Annotated in this window: 19 protein-coding genes; 10 read left to right on the forward strand and 9 right to left on the reverse strand. The window is 66.3% G+C overall.

Annotation, left to right across the window (positions count from 1 at the left end; translation table 11 throughout):
* Positions 1–68: 68 nt before the first annotated feature.
* The 6 genes from A9X01_RS20665 to A9X01_RS20690 are packed head-to-tail and all read left to right on the forward strand — an operon-like array spanning position 69 to position 6342.
* Positions 69–1418 carry an amidohydrolase family protein gene (locus A9X01_RS20665; RefSeq protein WP_065122535.1) on the forward strand — a complete coding sequence of 450 codons (1350 nt, stop codon included), beginning with the start codon at positions 69–71 and terminating at the stop codon, positions 1416–1418.
* Entirely contained in the window at positions 1415–3769 is a 2355-nt protein-coding gene (locus A9X01_RS20670; RefSeq protein WP_253849249.1) for a CaiB/BaiF CoA-transferase family protein, read from the forward strand. The genes A9X01_RS20665 and A9X01_RS20670 overlap by 4 nt, the downstream gene beginning before the upstream one ends.
* A gap of 1 nt (position 3770) precedes the next feature.
* The gene (locus A9X01_RS20675; protein ID WP_065122537.1) at positions 3771–4100 is read left to right on the forward strand and encodes a hypothetical protein; all 330 of its coding nucleotides are present in this window, start codon (positions 3771–3773) and stop codon (positions 4098–4100) included.
* Positions 4101–4115: 15 nt separating this feature from the next.
* Complete coding sequence (locus tag A9X01_RS20680) at positions 4116–5279, forward strand: thiolase family protein (protein ID WP_065122538.1); 1164 nt, start codon at positions 4116–4118, stop codon at positions 5277–5279.
* The gene (locus A9X01_RS20685; protein ID WP_081282511.1) at positions 5276–5701 is read left to right on the forward strand and encodes a Zn-ribbon domain-containing OB-fold protein; all 426 of its coding nucleotides are present in this window, start codon (positions 5276–5278) and stop codon (positions 5699–5701) included. The genes A9X01_RS20680 and A9X01_RS20685 overlap by 4 nt, the downstream gene beginning before the upstream one ends.
* Entirely contained in the window at positions 5698–6342 is a 645-nt protein-coding gene (locus A9X01_RS20690; protein ID WP_065122539.1) for a hypothetical protein, read from the forward strand. Before A9X01_RS20685 ends, A9X01_RS20690 begins: the two co-directional genes overlap by 4 nt.
* A 7-nt stretch (positions 6343–6349) precedes the next feature.
* Here A9X01_RS20690 and A9X01_RS20695 read toward each other — a convergent pair whose 3' ends face one another.
* A complete protein-coding gene (locus tag A9X01_RS20695) occupies positions 6350–7108 on the reverse strand; it encodes an SDR family NAD(P)-dependent oxidoreductase (RefSeq protein ID WP_065122540.1) in 759 nt (252 codons plus the stop codon).
* Positions 7109–7148: 40 nt separating this feature from the next.
* Here A9X01_RS20695 and A9X01_RS20700 point away from each other — a divergent pair, with 40 nt between their 5' ends.
* The gene (locus A9X01_RS20700) at positions 7149–8105 is read left to right on the forward strand and encodes a dipeptidase (RefSeq protein WP_065122541.1); all 957 of its coding nucleotides are present in this window, start codon (positions 7149–7151) and stop codon (positions 8103–8105) included.
* A gap of 11 nt (positions 8106–8116) precedes the next feature.
* Here the strand turns inward: A9X01_RS20700 and A9X01_RS20705 are convergent, their stop codons facing one another.
* Positions 8117–8947, reverse strand: a complete 831-nt coding sequence (locus A9X01_RS20705) for an alpha/beta fold hydrolase (RefSeq protein ID WP_065122542.1) — start codon at positions 8945–8947, stop codon at positions 8117–8119.
* 65 nt (positions 8948–9012) lie between these two features.
* On the opposite strand from A9X01_RS20705, the gene A9X01_RS20710 reads away from it, so the two are divergent.
* The gene (locus A9X01_RS20710) at positions 9013–9624 is read left to right on the forward strand and encodes a TetR/AcrR family transcriptional regulator (protein ID WP_065122543.1); all 612 of its coding nucleotides are present in this window, start codon (positions 9013–9015) and stop codon (positions 9622–9624) included.
* Between the two features lie 24 nt (positions 9625–9648).
* Here the strand turns inward: A9X01_RS20710 and A9X01_RS20715 are convergent, their stop codons facing one another.
* Together A9X01_RS20715 and A9X01_RS20720 are read right to left on the reverse strand one after the other, a co-directional pair.
* Entirely contained in the window at positions 9649–10194 is a 546-nt protein-coding gene (locus A9X01_RS20715; RefSeq protein ID WP_065122544.1) for a DUF3558 domain-containing protein, read from the reverse strand.
* Positions 10195–10202: 8 nt separating this feature from the next.
* Positions 10203–11003: a PaaX family transcriptional regulator C-terminal domain-containing protein gene (locus A9X01_RS20720; protein WP_065122555.1), complete on the reverse strand. Its 801-nt coding sequence runs from the start codon at positions 11001–11003 to the stop codon at positions 10203–10205.
* Positions 11004–11077: 74 nt separating this feature from the next.
* On the opposite strand from A9X01_RS20720, the gene A9X01_RS20725 reads away from it, so the two are divergent.
* On the forward strand, positions 11078–12262 hold the full coding sequence (locus A9X01_RS20725) for an aromatic ring-hydroxylating oxygenase subunit alpha (RefSeq protein WP_065122545.1): 1185 nt from the start codon (positions 11078–11080) through the stop codon (positions 12260–12262).
* A 4-nt stretch (positions 12263–12266) separates the two neighbouring features.
* On the opposite strand, the gene A9X01_RS20730 is transcribed toward A9X01_RS20725, so the two are convergent.
* A complete protein-coding gene (locus A9X01_RS20730) occupies positions 12267–13073 on the reverse strand; it encodes a polysaccharide deacetylase family protein (RefSeq protein WP_065122556.1) in 807 nt (268 codons plus the stop codon).
* Between the two features lie 213 nt (positions 13074–13286).
* On the opposite strand from A9X01_RS20730, the gene A9X01_RS20735 reads away from it, so the two are divergent.
* A complete protein-coding gene (locus tag A9X01_RS20735) occupies positions 13287–13760 on the forward strand; it encodes an SRPBCC family protein (protein WP_065122546.1) in 474 nt (157 codons plus the stop codon).
* 2 nt (positions 13761–13762) lie between these two features.
* Here A9X01_RS20735 and A9X01_RS20740 read toward each other — a convergent pair whose 3' ends face one another.
* The 4 genes from A9X01_RS20740 to A9X01_RS31495 all read right to left on the reverse strand — a co-directional run.
* Positions 13763–14317 carry a pyridoxamine 5'-phosphate oxidase family protein gene (locus A9X01_RS20740; protein WP_065122547.1) on the reverse strand — a complete coding sequence of 185 codons (555 nt, stop codon included), beginning with the start codon at positions 14315–14317 and terminating at the stop codon, positions 13763–13765.
* A gap of 208 nt (positions 14318–14525) precedes the next feature.
* On the reverse strand, positions 14526–15251 hold the full coding sequence (locus A9X01_RS20745; RefSeq protein WP_065122557.1) for a cutinase family protein: 726 nt from the start codon (positions 15249–15251) through the stop codon (positions 14526–14528).
* Positions 15252–15380: 129 nt separating this feature from the next.
* Positions 15381–16385: an LLM class flavin-dependent oxidoreductase gene (locus tag A9X01_RS20750; protein ID WP_065122548.1), complete on the reverse strand. Its 1005-nt coding sequence runs from the start codon at positions 16383–16385 to the stop codon at positions 15381–15383.
* 2 nt (positions 16386–16387) lie between these two features.
* The coding region (locus A9X01_RS31495) for a TetR/AcrR family transcriptional regulator (RefSeq protein ID WP_253849252.1) at positions 16388–16845 on the reverse strand (458 nt) is incomplete at its 5' end.

Raw genomic sequence — 16845 nt, forward strand, 5'->3', positions numbered from 1 at the left:
CCTCGTAATACCGTTGACACCGCAATCCAAGCCATTGTCTACTAGTCATCGGAAAAGGGGTGCAGGCGATGGACAAAGACAATCTGATCCTGATCAGCGTCGACGACCACATCGCCGAACCGGCGGACATGTTCGAGGCGCACGTGCCCGCGAAGTACAAGCACCTCGCCCCACGGGTGGTCATCGAGCCGGACGGCATCCAGCAGTGGTACTACGGCGAGGTCCGCGGTCGGAACATGGGCCTCAACGCAGTCGCGGGCAAACCCCGGGAGATGTACAACGTCGACGCCTCGCGCTACGACGAGATGCGCCCGGGCTGCTTCAACGTCGACGAGCGGGTGCGCGACATGAACGCCGGTGGGCAGTTGGCCGGTTTGAACTTTCCGAACTTCACCGGATTCTCCGGCCAGGTGCTCAACCAGGGCCCGGACCGGGACGTCAACCTGGTGATGATCAAGGCGTACAACGACTGGCACGTCGACGAGTGGTGTGCCGCCTATCCGGGACGGTTCATCCCGTGCGGCATCCTGCCGCTGTACGACGTGGAAGAAGCGGCCAAAGAGGTGAAACGACTGGCGGACAAGGGCTGTCACGCGGTGACGTTCTCGGAGAATCCGGAAGCATTGCAGATGCCCAGCATTCACACCAAGTACTGGTACCCCCTGTTCGAGGCCGTGTGTGACAACAACACGGTGTTGTGCACCCACGTCGGCTCGGCCTCGCGTTCGCCGATGGTGTCCATGGACGCACCGGCCAGCGTGATGATGACCGCCTCATCGATGATGAGCATGTTCACCTTCACCGAACTCATCTGGGCGGAATTCTGGGCCGACTTCCCGGCGCTGAAATTCTCACTCACCGAGGGTGACGTCGGCTGGATGCCGTACTTCCTGTGGCGGGCCGAGCATGTCTACAACTGGCATTCGGGCTGGACCCTGGCCAAGTTCCCGCGGGGTTACCGCGGCCCCGCCGACGTGTTCCGGCGGCACTTCTACACCTGCTTCATCAGCGACAAGGTCGGCGTGCAGAACATGGACTGGTTCAACGAGGACATGCTGTGCTGGGAGTCCGACTTCCCGCATTCCGACAGCAACTGGCCGTTCGCGCCGGAAGATGTGGTCGAGACGATGGGCCATCTGGATGACACCGTGATCGACAAGATCACCCACGAAAACGCGATGGCGGCATATTCTTTCGACCCGTTCCGGCACATCCCGAAGGAGCAGGCCCGAGCCGGCCGGCTGCGTAGCCAGGCCACCGATGTGGACGTGGTGACGCACGTCGGCCACCAGGCCAGCCAGCGCGACCGGGACGCCTGGACCCGGATGACTCAGTTCGCCCTGCAGGCGCAGGGCGCCAAGCCGGTGACGGTGGAGGCGGCCGGGATAGCCCGACGTGCGACCACCCTGGGCAATTGAACGGGCATCCGAGCGTGGCGCCAACGACGGCTTTCGACGGCTGGCGGGTGCTCGAACTGTCCAACGGAATCGCGGCGGCATACGCGGGGAAGATGTTCACCGACGCGGGGGCTGAAGTCGTCAAACTCGAATCAGCACACGGCGATTCACTGCGCCACTGGTCGGCTGGTGGCGGGCCGCCCGGTGCGCTGTTCGGTTACCTTGCCGCCGGCAAGAAGTCGGTGGTCGGCCCGCGCAAAGAACTGGCCGCGGCGCTGCTTGCCGGTGCCGACGTGGTGCTCACCGACCTGACCGACGGGTGGACGCTGGACCGCATCACGGCCCATACCCGTCCCACGACCGTGGTGGTCGCCGTGACGCCGTTCGGGACGACGGGACCATACGTCGACGATCAGGTGGTCGCCAACGAGTTCATCCTGCAGGCTCTGTCCGGTTCGATCGCCAGCCGCGGCTGGCCGGGCGACGAGCCCGTCCAAGCGGGCGGCCGACTCGGCGAGTGGCTGGCCGGCACTTTCGCGGCGGCCGCCGCGGCGGCGACGGCGCGGCAGGCCCGGCGACGTGGGCGGGGCGAAATCGTCGACGTGTCAACGTATGAGGCGATGGCGATCGCCATGGGTGGGCTGCCCGCCATGTCGGCCAGCGTGATGGGCCCCGACTCCCTGATGAACTCCCGCAGCCTGGAACTGCCGTCGATCGTTCCGACGGCCGACGGGTTGGTCGGCTTCTGCACCATCACCGCTCAACAGTTCCAGGACTTCCTGGGGCTGATCGAGCGGCCCGACCTGATCGACGACCCGGACTTGGCAGCTGTCGACGGTCGCATCGCCCGCCGCGACGAGTTCCTCGGTATGGTCACCGACTGGACGCAGCGGCGCACCACTCAGGAGATCGTTGATCTGGCGGTCGCCTTCCGAATTCCGGTGGCGCCCATTGCCACTCCCTCTACCTTGCCCGCCGTCGACCACTTTGTGCAACGCGGCGTGTTCGTCGAATCACCGCTCGGCGTTCTGCAACCGCGACCGCCCTACCGTGGCGAGGCGGTCGCGACCAAACCCCCCGGGCGCGCGCCCGATCTTGGTGCCGACACCGTGCGGTGGCCCCCGCGACCCGACCACGCCAACCCCGTTGCCGCCGATGCACTTCCGTTGTCCGACATCCGCGTAGCCGATTTCACCGCGTTCTGGGCCGGGCCCTTCGCCACCCAGTTCCTCGGTGCGCTCGGCGCCGACGTCATCAAGGTCGAGGGAGTGCGCCGCCCCGACGGCATGCGGTTCTCCGCGGCCCGCCCGCCCAGCTGGGAGCAGTGGTGGGAATGGGGTCCGGTGTTCCTGTGCAGCAACAACAACAAGCGCGGGACCAGTGTGGAACTGGGCACCGAAGCCGGCCGTGCCGTGGCGCTCGATCTCATTGCGGCAAGCGATCTCGTCATCGAGAACTTCTCGCCGCGGGTGATGGAGAATTTCGGTTTGGAGTGGGCGACGGTGCACGCGGCGAATCCGCGCGCGGTCATGGTCCGGATGCCGGCGTTCGGGCTCGACGGGCCGTGGCGGGACCGGGTGGGGTTCGCGCAAACGATGGAGCAGGCCACCGGAATGGCCTGGATGACCGGACATGCCGACGGGCCGCCCCTGATCCCGCGCGGGGTGTGCGACCCGATCGCCGGACTGCACGCCGCCTTCGCCGCCGTTGCGGCGCTGGTCATCCGCGATCGGAACGACATCGGTGTACATGTCGAGTCGACGATGGCGGAAGCCGCCCTCAACGTCGCCGCGGAGATGCTGGTGGAGTACTCCCGCAACGGGATCGAATTGCGCCGCAACGGGAATCGTGGACCCGGAGCGGCGCCGCAGGGCATCTACCCGTGCCAGGGCGAGGACCGGTGGGTTGCCCTGGCAGCCACGGACGACGCCGGACGTCGTGCGCTGGCCGAACTGATCGGCCGGCCGGATCTGGACCCCGACGAGGCCACCTGGCGAGATCGGGCCGACGAACGCGACAAGCTCATCGCGGACTGGGCCGCGCGCCTCGGCGTGGCCGACGCCGTCGACGCGCTGCGCGCCTGTGGCGTGGCCGCCGCGCCGGTGAAGCCACCGGCCGACCTGCTCACCGACCCACAACTGCTGTCCCGGGGCTTCTGGGAACGGGTCGATCACCCGGCCGCGGGTTCGTTTTTGTGTACCGGCATGCCCTTTGCGTTTGTCGGGAAACCACGGCGCTGGATCCGCCGGGTCGCGCCCCTGTACAGCCAACACACCGGCGAGGTCCTGACCGGCCTGTTGGGTTACAGCGCAGCGCAACTGGCCGCGTTGACGGCCTCGGGCGTCACCGCATCGCGGCCGGCGGGACTGTGACATGGCAGTCACGCTGTGCGTGCCGCCCCGCCCGGGAGAACTGTGCGCCCCCGTGCGCTTTCTGCTGCGTCAGGATTCGGTGGTGCTGGAACTGACCGCGCGGCACCGCATCACCGGTGTCGAATGGGACGAGGACGAACAAGCCGTCGCAATGCTCGTCGAGATCACCGACCCGCAGACCGCGCGGCCGGTAGATGTGCGGATCGACGTCGTCAAGGCGGGAGCGCCATCCGCCGACGGCCGGTCGCGGCTGATCGGGCGGGTTGTCCGGGACGGCCGTGACTATGCCGTCGTAGGCACCTACCTCGGTGTCGTGGCGGACGAAAACTGAAGGCACAGGAGCGAAGTGAGCGGCACAACCAAGCCCACCGCGGCGATCGTCGGTGTGTACAACACCCGGCAAGGTCGCCGGCTGGACGGCGAGACCTCGCGCAGCCTGGCGATTCAGGCCATTCGCGGCGCCCTCGACGACGCGGGCCTGACCCTTGACGACGTCGACGGGATCAGCGCCGGCCCGATGTCCACGGCGCTGATCTACGACCTGCGCATCGGGCCGGCCTGGCAGGGACTGGGTTTCGGAGTCGGCATGATCACCGAGGCCGCTACGGCGATCGAACACGGCATGGCCGATGTGGTGGTGCTGGTCGCAGCGCAGGCCGGCGAGTACCGCGACCACGAAGCCACCGCACCGTGGACCAGACCGGAGAACGAATTCGTCGCACCGTGGGGCATGTTCACCACCGCCGAGTTCGCGCTGATCGCCCGGCGGCACATGCACGTCTACGGCACCACGAGGGAACAACTGTCGATCGTGGCGGCCACCATCCGCAACAACGGCTCCCGCAACCCGGAAGCCGTTTACTACCAACGCGGTCCGTTCCAGCCGGACGACATCACCGCGTCGCGCCTCATCGCCGACCCGTTTCATCTTCTCGACTGCGCGACCACATCAGAAGGTGGCTGCGCACTGGTATTGGTCAACCTGGCGAAGACCCAAAGCTCGGCGACACCCATCTACATCCTGGGCAGTGGCGCGGATTTCCATGGGCCGTCGTATCAGCACCCGCCCGCCTGGGATCTGGTGGGCCGCAGCGGTGATCACGTCAACGGTGTGGTGGGCCGGCGCGCCGCCGACCGGGCATTCGCGCACGCGGGCCTGCGCCGCGATGACGTGGACGTGCTGGAACTCTACGACCCGTTCTCGTTCGAGATAATCCGCCAGTTGGAGGCTTTCGGCTTCTGCGGCGAGGGCGAAGGCGGACCCTTCGTCGCCGACGGCCACATCGACATCGGGGGCAGTCATCCGATCACCACGGACGGAGGAACCATGTCGTTCAGCCACGCTGGCGCCAACCCACAGATGATGCAGCGGGCGGTACGCGCCGTCACGCAACTGCGCGGCGAGGGCGGCGATCTGCAGGTGCCCGACGCGCACGTGGCCCTGTGCAGCAACGGGGGAGCGGGCGCCCTGTTCACCACGGTCCTGCTCCTCGGAGACGAGCCGCGGTGAACGCCGGAAACCTGCTGCGGCCACAGACTGGTGCCGTTCCGCACGCCGCGAGCCACCTCAGCGCCGCGTTCTGGGACGCTTGCCGATCCGAAGAGCTGAAATACCAACGCTGCCAAGGTTGCGGCGCGGCGAACTTCCCACCGACCGAGCACTGCCGACACTGCCTGTCTGACGAGCTGGCGTGGCTGTCCAGTGCCGGGTTCGGCGAAATCTACAGCTGGACAATTGTTTACCGACCGGTCACGGCGGAATTCGAACCTCCCTACGCGCCGGCGATCGTGACCCTGGACGAGGGTTACCAGATGCTCACCAACGTGGTTGGCGTCCCACCCGACGAGGTAGCGGTCGGCATGCGCGTACGTGTCCAATTTCACGCCGTGACAGACGATCTCACGCTGCCCTACTTCACCAAGTCGCCGTGAGTCCCCGGCGCACGTCGAACGGCCTGCCGGTGACGGCCTACCTGGTGCTGGGTGTGCTTGCGGCCAACGACGAACAGCTCACTGCCGGCGAGATCAAGATGCGCGCCGAACTCTCGGTGGGCCACTTCTACTGGTCGCCCTCGGTGAGTCATGTGCGGCGCGAACTGATCCGGTTGCTGGAACGGGGCATGGTCAACGAGATCCAAGCCCAGTCCGGCAAGCGGGCGATTACCCTGTACCAAACGACCGAGTCGGGCGTCGACGGGCTGCGCCGCTGGGTGCAGCACTTCCCCGGCGAGGACCAGGTGGTCATCAAGCATCCCGTCATCCTGCGGACCTGGCTGGCCCGCGGTGAGGACCCCGAACGCGTGGTCGACACCCTGAATCTGCATCTCGAGGCGACGCGAGCCCGGTTGGACGAAGCGCTGTGGTCCAGGCAGCGGTCCCGCGAGCTCGGCATCCCCGACGATCCCGATCACCGCTACTCGCTCGCAGTACTCGACTACGCCATCCGCGGCCTGTATGCAGAAATCTCCAACATCGCCCAGCTGCGAGACGAGATCGCCACGGGCACAACGCGAGACCCGGTCCGGCGAGTCAAACGGCCCAAGGGGCAGATCCGCCGCCGCGGGACCGGTTGACCCAGCGTCAGCCCCCCACCATGATCAGGCCGCCGTCCACGGCCAGCAACTGGCCGGTGATGAATCCCGAGCCGGACCCGGCCAGGAATACCAGCACCGGTGCCAGGTCTCGCCGTGGGTCTCCGAGTGCACCGCCGAGCGGAATCCTGGTCTTGAGTTGCTGGTCGATCAGGGGACCCGCCTCCGGACCGAGAAAATCCCGCAATCGGTCGGCCCCCGGCGTCTGCACGGCCGGTGCCAGCGCGTTCACGGTGATCTTGTCCGACGCCCAGGCTTGAGCCGCCGACCGGGTCCAGGCTTGTACCGCGCCCTTGGTCGCGGCGTAGACGGCCGAGATCGGGCTGCCCATCACGGCCTCGGACGACCCGAAATTGATGATCCGACCGCCCTTACCCTTCATCACGGTGTAGGCGGCCTGGTTGGTGAGGATGGTCGCTTTCACATTGGTGTCCAACAGGAACGAGATCTCGTCGGCGCCGATGTAACCGGGGATACCCGGCTGCCACAGGCCGGCGGCGTTCACCAGCACATCCAGTCCGCCCAGGTGTTCGGCGGCGGCCTGCACCATCGACGCAACCGCGTCGGCGTCGCGCACGTCGCACTGCAGCCAGGTCGCTTCGAGTCCGTCCGGCGGGGGTGTCTGGTGATACGTCGCCACGACCTCAGCGCCCGCCTCGGTCAGCGCCGCGACCGCTGCCGCGCCGATGCCGGTGGCGCCACCGGTAACCAGAATTCGCCGGCCTTGCAACGTCGTCGCCTCTGACATGTGGAGAACGCTAACCGGGGTTCGGGCAATATCGGTAGTTATGGCGCTACTGCTCTGGGATCAGCACACTTGCCTGCCCCTGCAGGCGGATGCCGAAGTCGACCCGCTTGCCCGGTATCAACGGCGCGGCGGCGCATTGCTCTCGGTCAATGCCGGCTATTCACCGCACGGTTTCCACGACACCGTGGCGCTGCTGCACCACTTCCGCGGTGCGGTAAATGCTCATCGGAGCCTGGAGCTGGCGGCCACCGCCGAAGACGTCAAAACCATTGCGGGCGCGGATCGTATCGCGGTGGTCTTCGACCTGGAAGACTCCCACCCCGTCGACGACGACCTGGACAACCTGGCAGTATTGGCCGAGCTCGGAGTGCGGACTCTGTTACCCACGTACAACCACGCCAACCGTGCCGGCAGCGGCTGTCTGGATAGCGAGGACGGCGGTCTGACGGCCTGGGGTCGTTCGATCGTCGCGGAGATGAACAACGTGGGCATCGTCCCGGACGGTTCGCACTGCAGCGCCCGGACCGGACTCGACATGTGCGAAGTTTCCAACGGCCCAGTCATTTACAGCCACTCCTGCATGCGGACGGTCTGGGACCACCCGCGCAACATCAGCGATGAGCAGGCACGGGCATGCGCGGCCACCGGTGGGGTCATCGGCATCACGGGTGTCGGCATTTTCCTCGGCCCCAACACCCCCACCCTCAAGGCCATGACTCGGCATCTGGAGTACGCGGTGGACCTGGTCGGCATCGACCATGTCGGTATCAGCAGCGACCATTCCTTCGACTACGCCGATTTCGTCGCGGAATTCACCCGAAACCCGCACCTGTTCGACGACAGCTACACCCGCTGGGGCACTATCCAGTGGATGCCGCCCGAGACGCTGCTGATGCTCGCGGAGCATCTCGGGCGGCGTGGCTGGCGCGCCGAGGACATCGCGGCGGTGCTCGGCGGGAACTTTCTTCGCGTGGCCGAGCGCGCCTGGCGCAACTGACCCGGCGAGAGCTAGGTGCGCACGGCGACCGACGACAGAAGATCGGCCAGCCGGTCCGGTTGGTCGACCATCGAGAAGGTCCGAGCGCCGGCGATCACCTCGAGCCGGGCATTCGGGATGGTCGCGGCGAGGCGACGCCCGTCCTCGAGTTCGAAGAACGCGTCATCCGCGGACCAGGCGATCAGCGCGGGCTTGTCGAACCCGGGCAGTCGGCGCGCGACATCCAGGGTGACCTCGGTGCGCAGCGAAAGCGACAGCTGGCGAAGGTCTTCGGCCACATCCGGGTCTGACAAAGCCGGCCGCACCCAGATCTGGGTCAGGTCGTCGATATCGGTGTACGCCAGACCTTCGTAGGCGCGCCGGCGCGCGACCGGCGCGCGCATCGTTTGAATCGCCGTCCTGAACAACGATTTCGACTTGGCCGCCAGGATTACCGGCTTGAGGATGGGCGGCGGGAAATGCTCGAACGCGTCGCAACTGGTGAGCACCAACGCTCCGAGGCGGTCCGGGTGATGTGCGGCGACGAGTTGGGTCACCACCCCACCGGTGTCGTTGCCGACCAGGACGACGTCCTCGAGGTCGAGAGCGGCCAGTACCTCGGCCACGCTGCCGGCCACGCCGGTGATGGTTTGGTCGGCGCCCCGGCGCAGCGGTGTCGGATGTGCGCCCAGCGGCCAGGTGGGGGCGATGCAGCGCAGGCCGCGTGCGGCCAGCCGCTCGCTGACCGGGCGCCACAACTGCCCGCCCATCATGTACCCGTGCACGAACACGACGGGCCTGCCGTTTTCGGGTCCCGTTGCTTCGAAATGAATGGTTCCGGCGCTAATGTCGATCGTTGGCATGGATCACTCCCACTAGAGATATACTTACAAACAGTCTGTCTGTCCGTAAGTTACCAACAGGTTGTATGGAAATCAAGAGGCGCACGCAGGAGGAGCGTTCCGCGGCAACCCGCGAAGCGCTGATAACGGCTGCGCGCAAACTTTTCGGGCAGCGCGGCTATGCGGACGTGGGGACCCCGGAGATCGCGAAAGAGGCCGGCGTCACCCGCGGTGCGATGTATCACCAATTCACCGACAAGGCAACGCTTTTCCGCGATGTCGTGGAGACGGTGGAACAGGACGTGATGGCCCGGATGGGGGGCCTGGTGGCCGCGTCCGGTGCGGTGACGCCGGCCGACATGATCCGGTCGGCGGTCGACGCCTGGTTGGAGGTGTCCGGTGATCCCGAAGTGCGGCAGTTGATCCTGTTGGACGCGCCGGCCGTGCTGGGCTGGGCCGCCTTCCGCGACGTCGCGCAGCGCTACAGCCTCGGGATGACCGAACAGCTGATCACCGAAGCCATCAAGGCGGGCCAACTCGGGAAGTTGCCGGTGCGGCCGCTGGCCACCGTGCTGATCGGCGCGCTCGACGAGGCGGCCATGGCCATCGCGACCGCCGACGACCAGAGGCGGGCCCGCGAGGAGGTCGGACAGGTGTTGCACCGGTTGATCGACGGGATGCTCGAGGACCGCGAATAGGATCAGCGGCTATTGCCGCTGCCGTCACTTCACCGCTGCGATCGTTCTCCGGGACAGTTCGGTGGCGATGTCGCACGGGTTGGGGAATGGCTTCCTGACGAACTGGATCGACCACTCGAAGAAGTCGTCCTGATACTGAATGCCGACGTCGCAAAGGCGGGTGCCGAGCCGATCGGTGGCCACCGCGATGTAACCACTGTGCCCGTCGACGTTGATGTCGCTGACCGACGAGCGACTGAGGTCCTCGTTCTTGCGTTCACGCCCGATCGGGCTGCCGCGAAACCAGCTGAACGAAAACCAGGGTCCGTCGATGCTGCCGTTGACCAGCCATTGACAGCCCAGCGGGTTGCGGGCGGTCAACACAAGTCCGGCCACACCGGTGAGTTCGGCGATTGTTTGGTCGGTCACGCCGCCGCATTCGGGGAAGGACGGACCGTGCCTGGCCTGCTTGCTGGTGGTCGACGACGGCCACGAAGGGCCGGCAGGGCCGGCCGGCTGGTGCGACCCGCCGGGGCAGGCGGTCAGCAGCGGCAGCAGGGCCAGCACGAGGTAGCGGCGGCATCCGAACATTTCAGCGCTCACCGACTGAAGGCATTGTTCATCCGCCGTTTCAAGGCGTCGTCGAAGCGACGGTAGGTGTGCCGCAGGGCATCTCCGGGCCAGTGGTCCGCGACGAGTTCGGCGGGCAGCTGGGGATCGCGCTGCAGATGCCGGATCGCCGCGACCGACAACGCGAACTTGTCGGCGATGCTGTGGGCCGATCCGTCGGTGTTGTTGTCGAGTGCGGCATTCATTGCCTCGATGAGTACCCTGGCGTCGCTGGCCCAGTCGTCGAGAGCGAACAGTGCACGCATCTTGTCCGCACCGATGGCGGTCACCGCGCGGTGGAAATGGGTGCACTGCCGGTCCAGCACTGAGCGATATGCCGGAAGGCGCTGCGGGTCAAAGTTATCCGGCCGAATCCAAACGCCTTCTCGCAGCTCGGCCAGATGCAGCGCGGTCGCGGCCTTGCGTAGTTCGAGGCGGTCGGCGGCCGAACGGCGCTCCAGCGCGACGACCGCCAGTTCCCACGTTCCGTCCCATGCGCCACCAGCTACGGTCCGGGACGCTTCGTCGACGCGCTGCCGCCGATCGAGCAACCGGCCGGCAAGGGCGTAGCTGCCGTCGTCGCCAGTCAGTTCGCCGTTGGAAACCATTCGCCACAAACAGGTCCGGGCCGCACCATCGCTGATGTCGAACAGCGAGGCGATTGCGACCAGCTCCGCCACGGTGAGACGGCCCTCGTCGGAACCCAGCAGTGCTGATGCGAGGACGGAACGCGCGCTGAGCGGTCGATTACCGATCAACTCGCGGACGCGAGCCGCAGTTGCTGCCGCCATCCCCATATCTTCGCTGATGGACCGTCATATCACTAAATAATTGACACGTGACTATTATAGTGTGATACTTGGCCATGGCCACGCCGACGGAACCGTTGGATGCCGGCTCGGTTGCCGGCTTGGTTGCAGATGACGCCGAGATCGTCCGCCGGGTCTTGGCGCATATCGATGCCGGCACCACCGACGAGGGTGTCGCCTGGCGCGAGCCCGTCGAAAACTATTTGGATCCAACACGATTCGCTGCTGAAATGCGGATGTTGCGAGCCACACCGAGCGTATTCGTTCCCTCGGCGGCGATTCCGAATCCAGGCGACCACGTCGAACGAACCGCATTCGGTGTGCCGCTGTTCGCGGTACGGGGTCGCGACCATCGGGCGCGGGTCTTCCGCAATGCCTGCCGCCACCGCGGTTTCGCACTGGTCGAGGGCGCTGGATGCGCCAAGGCGCTGGTGTGCCGGTACCACGGCTGGACCTACCGGCTGGACGGTTCGCTCGCGCATGTGCCACATCGGGAGGCATTTCCCGATCTCGACATGGCGGCGCGCGGGCTGGTCGAGGTGCCCAGCCGTGAGGTGGACGGGCTCATCGTCATCGAAGGACTCTCGGGCGGCTTCGCGCAGTCAACCGGCGATGCGGCGTCGGCGTGGCTGACCGACGGCAGGGCTTGGCGCGACAAGCTGGTGCCGGCGCGGCAGTTGGTGCAGGTGGATTCGACGCTGCGGGCAATGAACTGGAAGGTGCTCGTCGAGCAGTTCCTGGAGGGTTACCACATCCGCTGGACCCACCAGAACACCTTCTTCCCGCTGCAGTACGACGACCTGAACGTGGTGGAGCAGTTCGGTGCGAATTGCCGAATCACCTACCCGTACCGCAACGTCGAACGCCTGCGCGATCGTCCGGAGAGCAGCTGGACGACGGACGCCCGGGTCACGTATCTGTATCAGCTGTTCCCCAACGTGATGCTGGCGACGTTCCCGGACTTGATGCTGGTGGTTGTGATCGACCCGGTCGACGTCGGTCACAGCACCGTGGTGATCTACTCGCTGGTCAAACCGGAGGTTGCCGAGTGGGTTTCCGGTGCCGGCCGCGATGCCGCGGGCACCCTCGTCGCCCGTGGTGCGATCGAGGACAACGAGATGTCCGAGGGTGTGCAGCGTGGTTTGCATTCGGGGGCAAATGAATTCGTCGAATTCGGTCGCCACGAGAGCGCGATAGGCCACTTCCATGCGGTGCTCGACGAGCGCCTAAGTCAGGTGTGAGCGCCTACGGGGTCTTCAGGAATACGTCGTTGAAGGTCACGGTACGCAACTTCCGGTCGCGGATGATCTCGACGAGCTGCGGATAGACGTGGGTGACCGGCAGATGGTTGAGGTGTCCGATCACGATGGCCTGCGGCGTGAAGTACTGGTCGGCCATCTTGACGATGTATTCCTCGGTGATCAGCGTCGAGTCCGACAGCGACCCCGACCACAGCACCGGGAGGCTGTATCCGAGGTCGGCGGCCACCGAGTCCACCTCGGGGTTGTGCTTCGCATAGGGCGGCCGCCAATAAGGCTTGGCGGCAACGCCGTACGTTTTCTTGAGGAATTCGTCGTTGCGCATCAGCTGCTTGGCGATCTCGCCCTTCGGCAAGGTGGTGAGGTCGGGATGCGACCAGGTGTGGTTGCCGAGTTCGATCTGCCCGGATTCAACCAATGGCCGGAGCATGGCCAGGTTGTCGGTCCAGGAGTCGTAGGTGCCGTTGACGAAGAACGTCAGCCGGATGCCGGTGTCCTTGGCGAACTGCGTGTAAGCCCGCACCACCTCGCTGTTGGTGCCGTCGTCGACGGTGAGCGCCAGCAGGTCGCCGTTACCCGGAAGCTGGCTCAGCACGCCACCGCCGGGCAGTCGCACCCGCGCCGACGGAGGCGGCGGTGGCAGCAGCCCCGCCACGGTCGGCCCGGCCGGAGGCGCCAGTTCAGCCGGAGTTTGAGCGAATGTGCGCGGCTGCGGATCGACCATGCACCGCGCGAGACCCACACTGGCAACGGTGGAGACAGCGAGGGAACCAAGGAAACGGCGTCGGCTCAGCTCGGACATGCGCCGGCCACCATCAATCGCCCGGCGCACCGTGAACCAGGCGTGCCCACAATCACGCTACAACCCCGGTTGACCTGCGACGACACCACAGCAGCGAACCGTACCATGCGCTACCTCGTTTTCCGGTGCGGAACGCCGCACGGCCACCCACCTGTTGCGGCGGTCATAAAGCTGCGACGCTGAAAAGGGAAAAAGGAGTAACCAATGACTGTCACCGTTGTCGACGCCGGGCCCCACAGGGTGAGCCGGTCAGTTGAGGTCGCCGCACCGGCGGCCGAACTGTTCGCGATGGCCGCCGATCCGCGGCGCCACAGTGAGCTGGACGGCTCCGGCACGGTCCGGGACAACGTCAAGGCGCCGTCCCAGCTCGCCGAAGGTTCGAAGTTCTCGACCAATATGCGCATGCTCGGGGTGCCGTATCGCATCACCAGTACGGTGACCGAATTCAAGCCGGACGAGGTGATCGAATGGCGGCATCCACTCGGTCACCATTGGCGCTGGGAGTTTGAGTCGCTGTCACCGACACGGACCCGAGTCACCGAGACATTCGACTATTCCAGGGCCGGCTCGCTCAAGAACAAGCTGAAGTACTACGAGCGAATGGGTTTCGTGAAGTCCAACGCCAGCGGCATCGAGTCGACACTGGCCAAGCTGCGCGACCGCTACCCGACCGGTTGACCTCAGGCCGGGTCAGCCGCGTCCCACGGCACCACGCCGGAAACCCAGTGTGACAACTGTTCCACTTCGTCGTTGCGGTGCAGGTGCCGTGGTGGTGTGGCGAACGTGGAATAAGGACGGCAGCGAATCACCACCCGGTGTTCGCGCTCGCACATGGCCAGGACCGACGGACGCGCCTCCTCGCCGAGTGGCTGGCCGGACATCCGGCCCGCCACCGCCATCATCACGTCCACCGCCAGGTCGCGGTCGTCGTCCAGCACCGCATCCGCGTAGACCTGCAGGTAACTGAACGGCCACCGCTCATCGAGTACGCACAGCCCGATCTTTCGATCGCGCTCGATGATCCGGGCCTTGCCGCGCCCCGCCATCGTGGACACCAGCAGTTCGTCATCGTCGGTCGGGATGTAGTAGACGATCGACATGGCGGGGCCGTCGTTGCGGCGCCGGTAGCCGAACACCGCCGTGCGGTGGGTGCGGACGAATTCACGGCGCTCGGAGGGCAGCATGTCGCGGTCGGTGGGAGCCAGAAACGGCTCCGCGGCCAGGGGTAGCAGCATGGCGAATCGTCCTCGATGGCAGGGGTGTTGACCCTGAGCATATTTCGCCCACCACGGCGATCTCGCACGTTGCCGCTCAGGCGCATCCCGGTGGACCGACGCGCCGGCCCACCGGGCGTGCATCCTGTCGTTCCTGCTGCACCACGGCTTCGCGCCCAAGGACGCCGACCGCAGTTACGCCACGCTATTGGGGATCAGCGGCAGCCGCTCATTCCCCGAAGCCCGAGGGCACCGGCGCCGGTGCGCTCCCGCCGAGGCGACTGGCCGCGAATGCCGCGCCCTGGTCGATCATTGCCCCGTCGTCGGCGTAAGTGTTGTGCGCGGCGAAGTTGAGCCCCTCCGAGCACACCGGGTCGTCGGTGGCGCAGACCTTCATCGTCTTCGCCTGGTACAGCGGGCCGATCGCCACCGGCGGCTGGCCGAGGAATTCCATCGCGCGCACGTTCGGCAGGCCGAACAGGACGACCGAGGAAACGTGATCGGCCACAGCGGGATCCAGCGGTTTGGGAACGGTCGCCGGGTCGATGCCGTCCGGCACTGCGGCCGACGTCACGAAGCCCATCACGGCTGCACCTTGTGAGAAGCCACCGAGAACCATCTTGGTCTTGGGGCAGGCCGCGGCCATGGAGTTGACGTGCGCGCCCGCGTCGCGCACACCGTCGACGCCGGTCGCCCATTCGTCACTGGCCGGGTAGTTGACGGGGTACACATCCATTGACTGCGCGCCGAGGCGGGGGCGCAGGTTGTCGACGAACGCCTGTCCCGTCGGGCCGACACCGGGCTCCTCGCCGGTGCCGCGGGCGAATACCACCTCGACATCCGGACAGGCGGCGGATGCGGTGGGAACAGGGGAACCGGAGATCACGGAAGCGCACAGACCCGATGCTGCGACTGCCGCGGGAGCGAGGATACGAGCGAGGCTACGTGCATTCATGCCGCAGTAGGTGCCCACGGAACAACCTCCTAAAACAACATTTTCGACGGTGGGGCGAAATCATTGGCATAGGACCTTGACCAGCTTAGACGCCCTTTCACAGCAATGCTCGATGCTGGCTCTCGGCTGTCATTCGGCTGTGAGTATGTTGGGAGATCCCACCCTGGGTAACACCTCCTCCACCAGCAGCCGCAGGCTGGCCCAACCGTCGTCGATGGGAAGGCCGCCGACCAGCGGGTTCATCACGATGTCCTGGCGCCCGGCGCGGATCTGCGCGATCAGCTGCTCGGGGGTGAGGATTTCGACGTGGTTGAGTTGACGGAGTTCCTCGATCGAAGCGGCGGGCGCCTCATTGGGGCGCGGTACGTCGCGCCGCTTCCAGCCGCTGTACTCGCGCGCCTCGTTCATGATGAACGGCCCGTAACGCGACCAGGCTTCGTCCGGATCGGGGTGCAGCAGCGTGACAGTGCTGCCGTTCTCCGGGTGATAGACGAATCCCGTTGCGCCATGGTCGCGCAACTCTTGCTGGTAAATCGCGGCCAGCTCCGGCATCGCCATCGGTGGTGAGAACGGCAACCCGAAGCGCGCCGCGCGTCGGGCCGCCGCCGGCGTCATCCCGCCGACGAAGAAGACGGGGTGCGGCCGGGTATGCGGCTTCGGTGTGACGTTGATCAGGGTGCCGTCGTACTCGAACGGGTCGTCGCGCCACGCCTTGAGCAGCACCGACAGGCAGTGGTCCATCAGGGCGCCGCGACGCGCCCAATCCTTGCCGGCCGCGCGGTATTCCTCGGGCCGGTAACCCATTCCGGCCACAAAGCTGAACCGGCCCTGCGCAAGGTTGTCGAGGACGGCGATGTCCTCGGCGAGCCGAACCGGGTCGTAGAGCGGCACGATCAACGCGTTGACGCTGATGCGCACCGTGCGGGTCCGTCCCGCCACAGCGGCGGCCATCAGCAGTGGTGCGGGTAGCCAACCGGTGGCGGACAGGTGGTGCTCCTCAGCGCTGACCGCGGTGAATCCGTTCCGGTCCGCGTATTCCGCCATGTCCAGCGCGGCCCGATACCGGTCTCCGTGGCGTGCCGACGGATCGGCGACATTGGTCATGTTCAGCCGCAGTGCGGTGAGCAGGCTCACTGTCACCCACCGGTCCGCGCGAACAGCGTGCCCCGGATCATCTGCTTGACCGAATCCAGCGTGGCGTCGTAGCCCTCGCGCGGCAATCGGGCCGCCTGTTCGGAGAGCCCACGGGTGAGAGCACAGATCGATTCGACGGCAGGTGCGGTGTCGCAGGATAGTGTGCCCCGGCGGCGAGCATCCTCGACGATTTCGGTGACTACGTCGCGTAGCGCCTTGGAGCCCGGGTAGGTCGGGCCGGTGCGTCCGGACTGTCCCGCGCTCTGCACCCGGGTGGCTTGCAGGAAGGCAGCCAGATGGGGGAAGTCGCGCATCAACCGCTTCGACTCGTCCAGCACCGCGTCGAGACGGCTGGCGGTGTCGTCGGACCGGGCGGCGGCCGCCCGCAGGCGCGGCAGGACGATCGCCTCGATCTCGTCACCGGTGGCCCTGAACAGCTCGGCCTTGTTCGGAAAGTAGT

The sequence above is a fragment of the Mycobacterium asiaticum genome (assembly GCF_001668675.1).
GTDB classification, from domain to species: domain Bacteria; phylum Actinomycetota; class Actinomycetes; order Mycobacteriales; family Mycobacteriaceae; genus Mycobacterium; species Mycobacterium asiaticum_D.

Excerpts from the sequence above, each read along its gene's own strand:
- A9X01_RS20665 (WP_065122535.1), top strand. The coding sequence starts at position 69 with ATGGACAAAGACAATCTGATCCTGATCAGCGTCGACGACCACATCGCC.
- A9X01_RS20745 (WP_065122557.1), bottom strand. The coding sequence starts at position 15,251 with ATGAATGCACGTAGCCTCGCTCGTATCCTCGCTCCCGCGGCAGTCGCA.
- A9X01_RS20740 (WP_065122547.1), bottom strand. The coding sequence starts at position 14,317 with ATGCTGCTACCCCTGGCCGCGGAGCCGTTTCTGGCTCCCACCGACCGC.
- A9X01_RS20710 (WP_065122543.1), top strand. The coding sequence starts at position 9,013 with ATGGAAATCAAGAGGCGCACGCAGGAGGAGCGTTCCGCGGCAACCCGC.
- A9X01_RS20700 (WP_065122541.1), top strand. The coding sequence starts at position 7,149 with ATGGCGCTACTGCTCTGGGATCAGCACACTTGCCTGCCCCTGCAGGCG.
- A9X01_RS20695 (WP_065122540.1), bottom strand. The coding sequence starts at position 7,108 with ATGTCAGAGGCGACGACGTTGCAAGGCCGGCGAATTCTGGTTACCGGT.
- A9X01_RS20675 (WP_065122537.1), top strand. The coding sequence starts at position 3,771 with ATGGCAGTCACGCTGTGCGTGCCGCCCCGCCCGGGAGAACTGTGCGCC.
- A9X01_RS20720 (WP_065122555.1), bottom strand. The coding sequence starts at position 11,003 with ATGGCGGCAGCAACTGCGGCTCGCGTCCGCGAGTTGATCGGTAATCGA.
- A9X01_RS20705 (WP_065122542.1), bottom strand. The coding sequence starts at position 8,947 with ATGCCAACGATCGACATTAGCGCCGGAACCATTCATTTCGAAGCAACG.
- A9X01_RS20715 (WP_065122544.1), bottom strand. The coding sequence starts at position 10,194 with ATGTTCGGATGCCGCCGCTACCTCGTGCTGGCCCTGCTGCCGCTGCTG.
- A9X01_RS20725 (WP_065122545.1), top strand. The coding sequence starts at position 11,078 with ATGGCCACGCCGACGGAACCGTTGGATGCCGGCTCGGTTGCCGGCTTG.
- A9X01_RS20735 (WP_065122546.1), top strand. The coding sequence starts at position 13,287 with ATGACTGTCACCGTTGTCGACGCCGGGCCCCACAGGGTGAGCCGGTCA.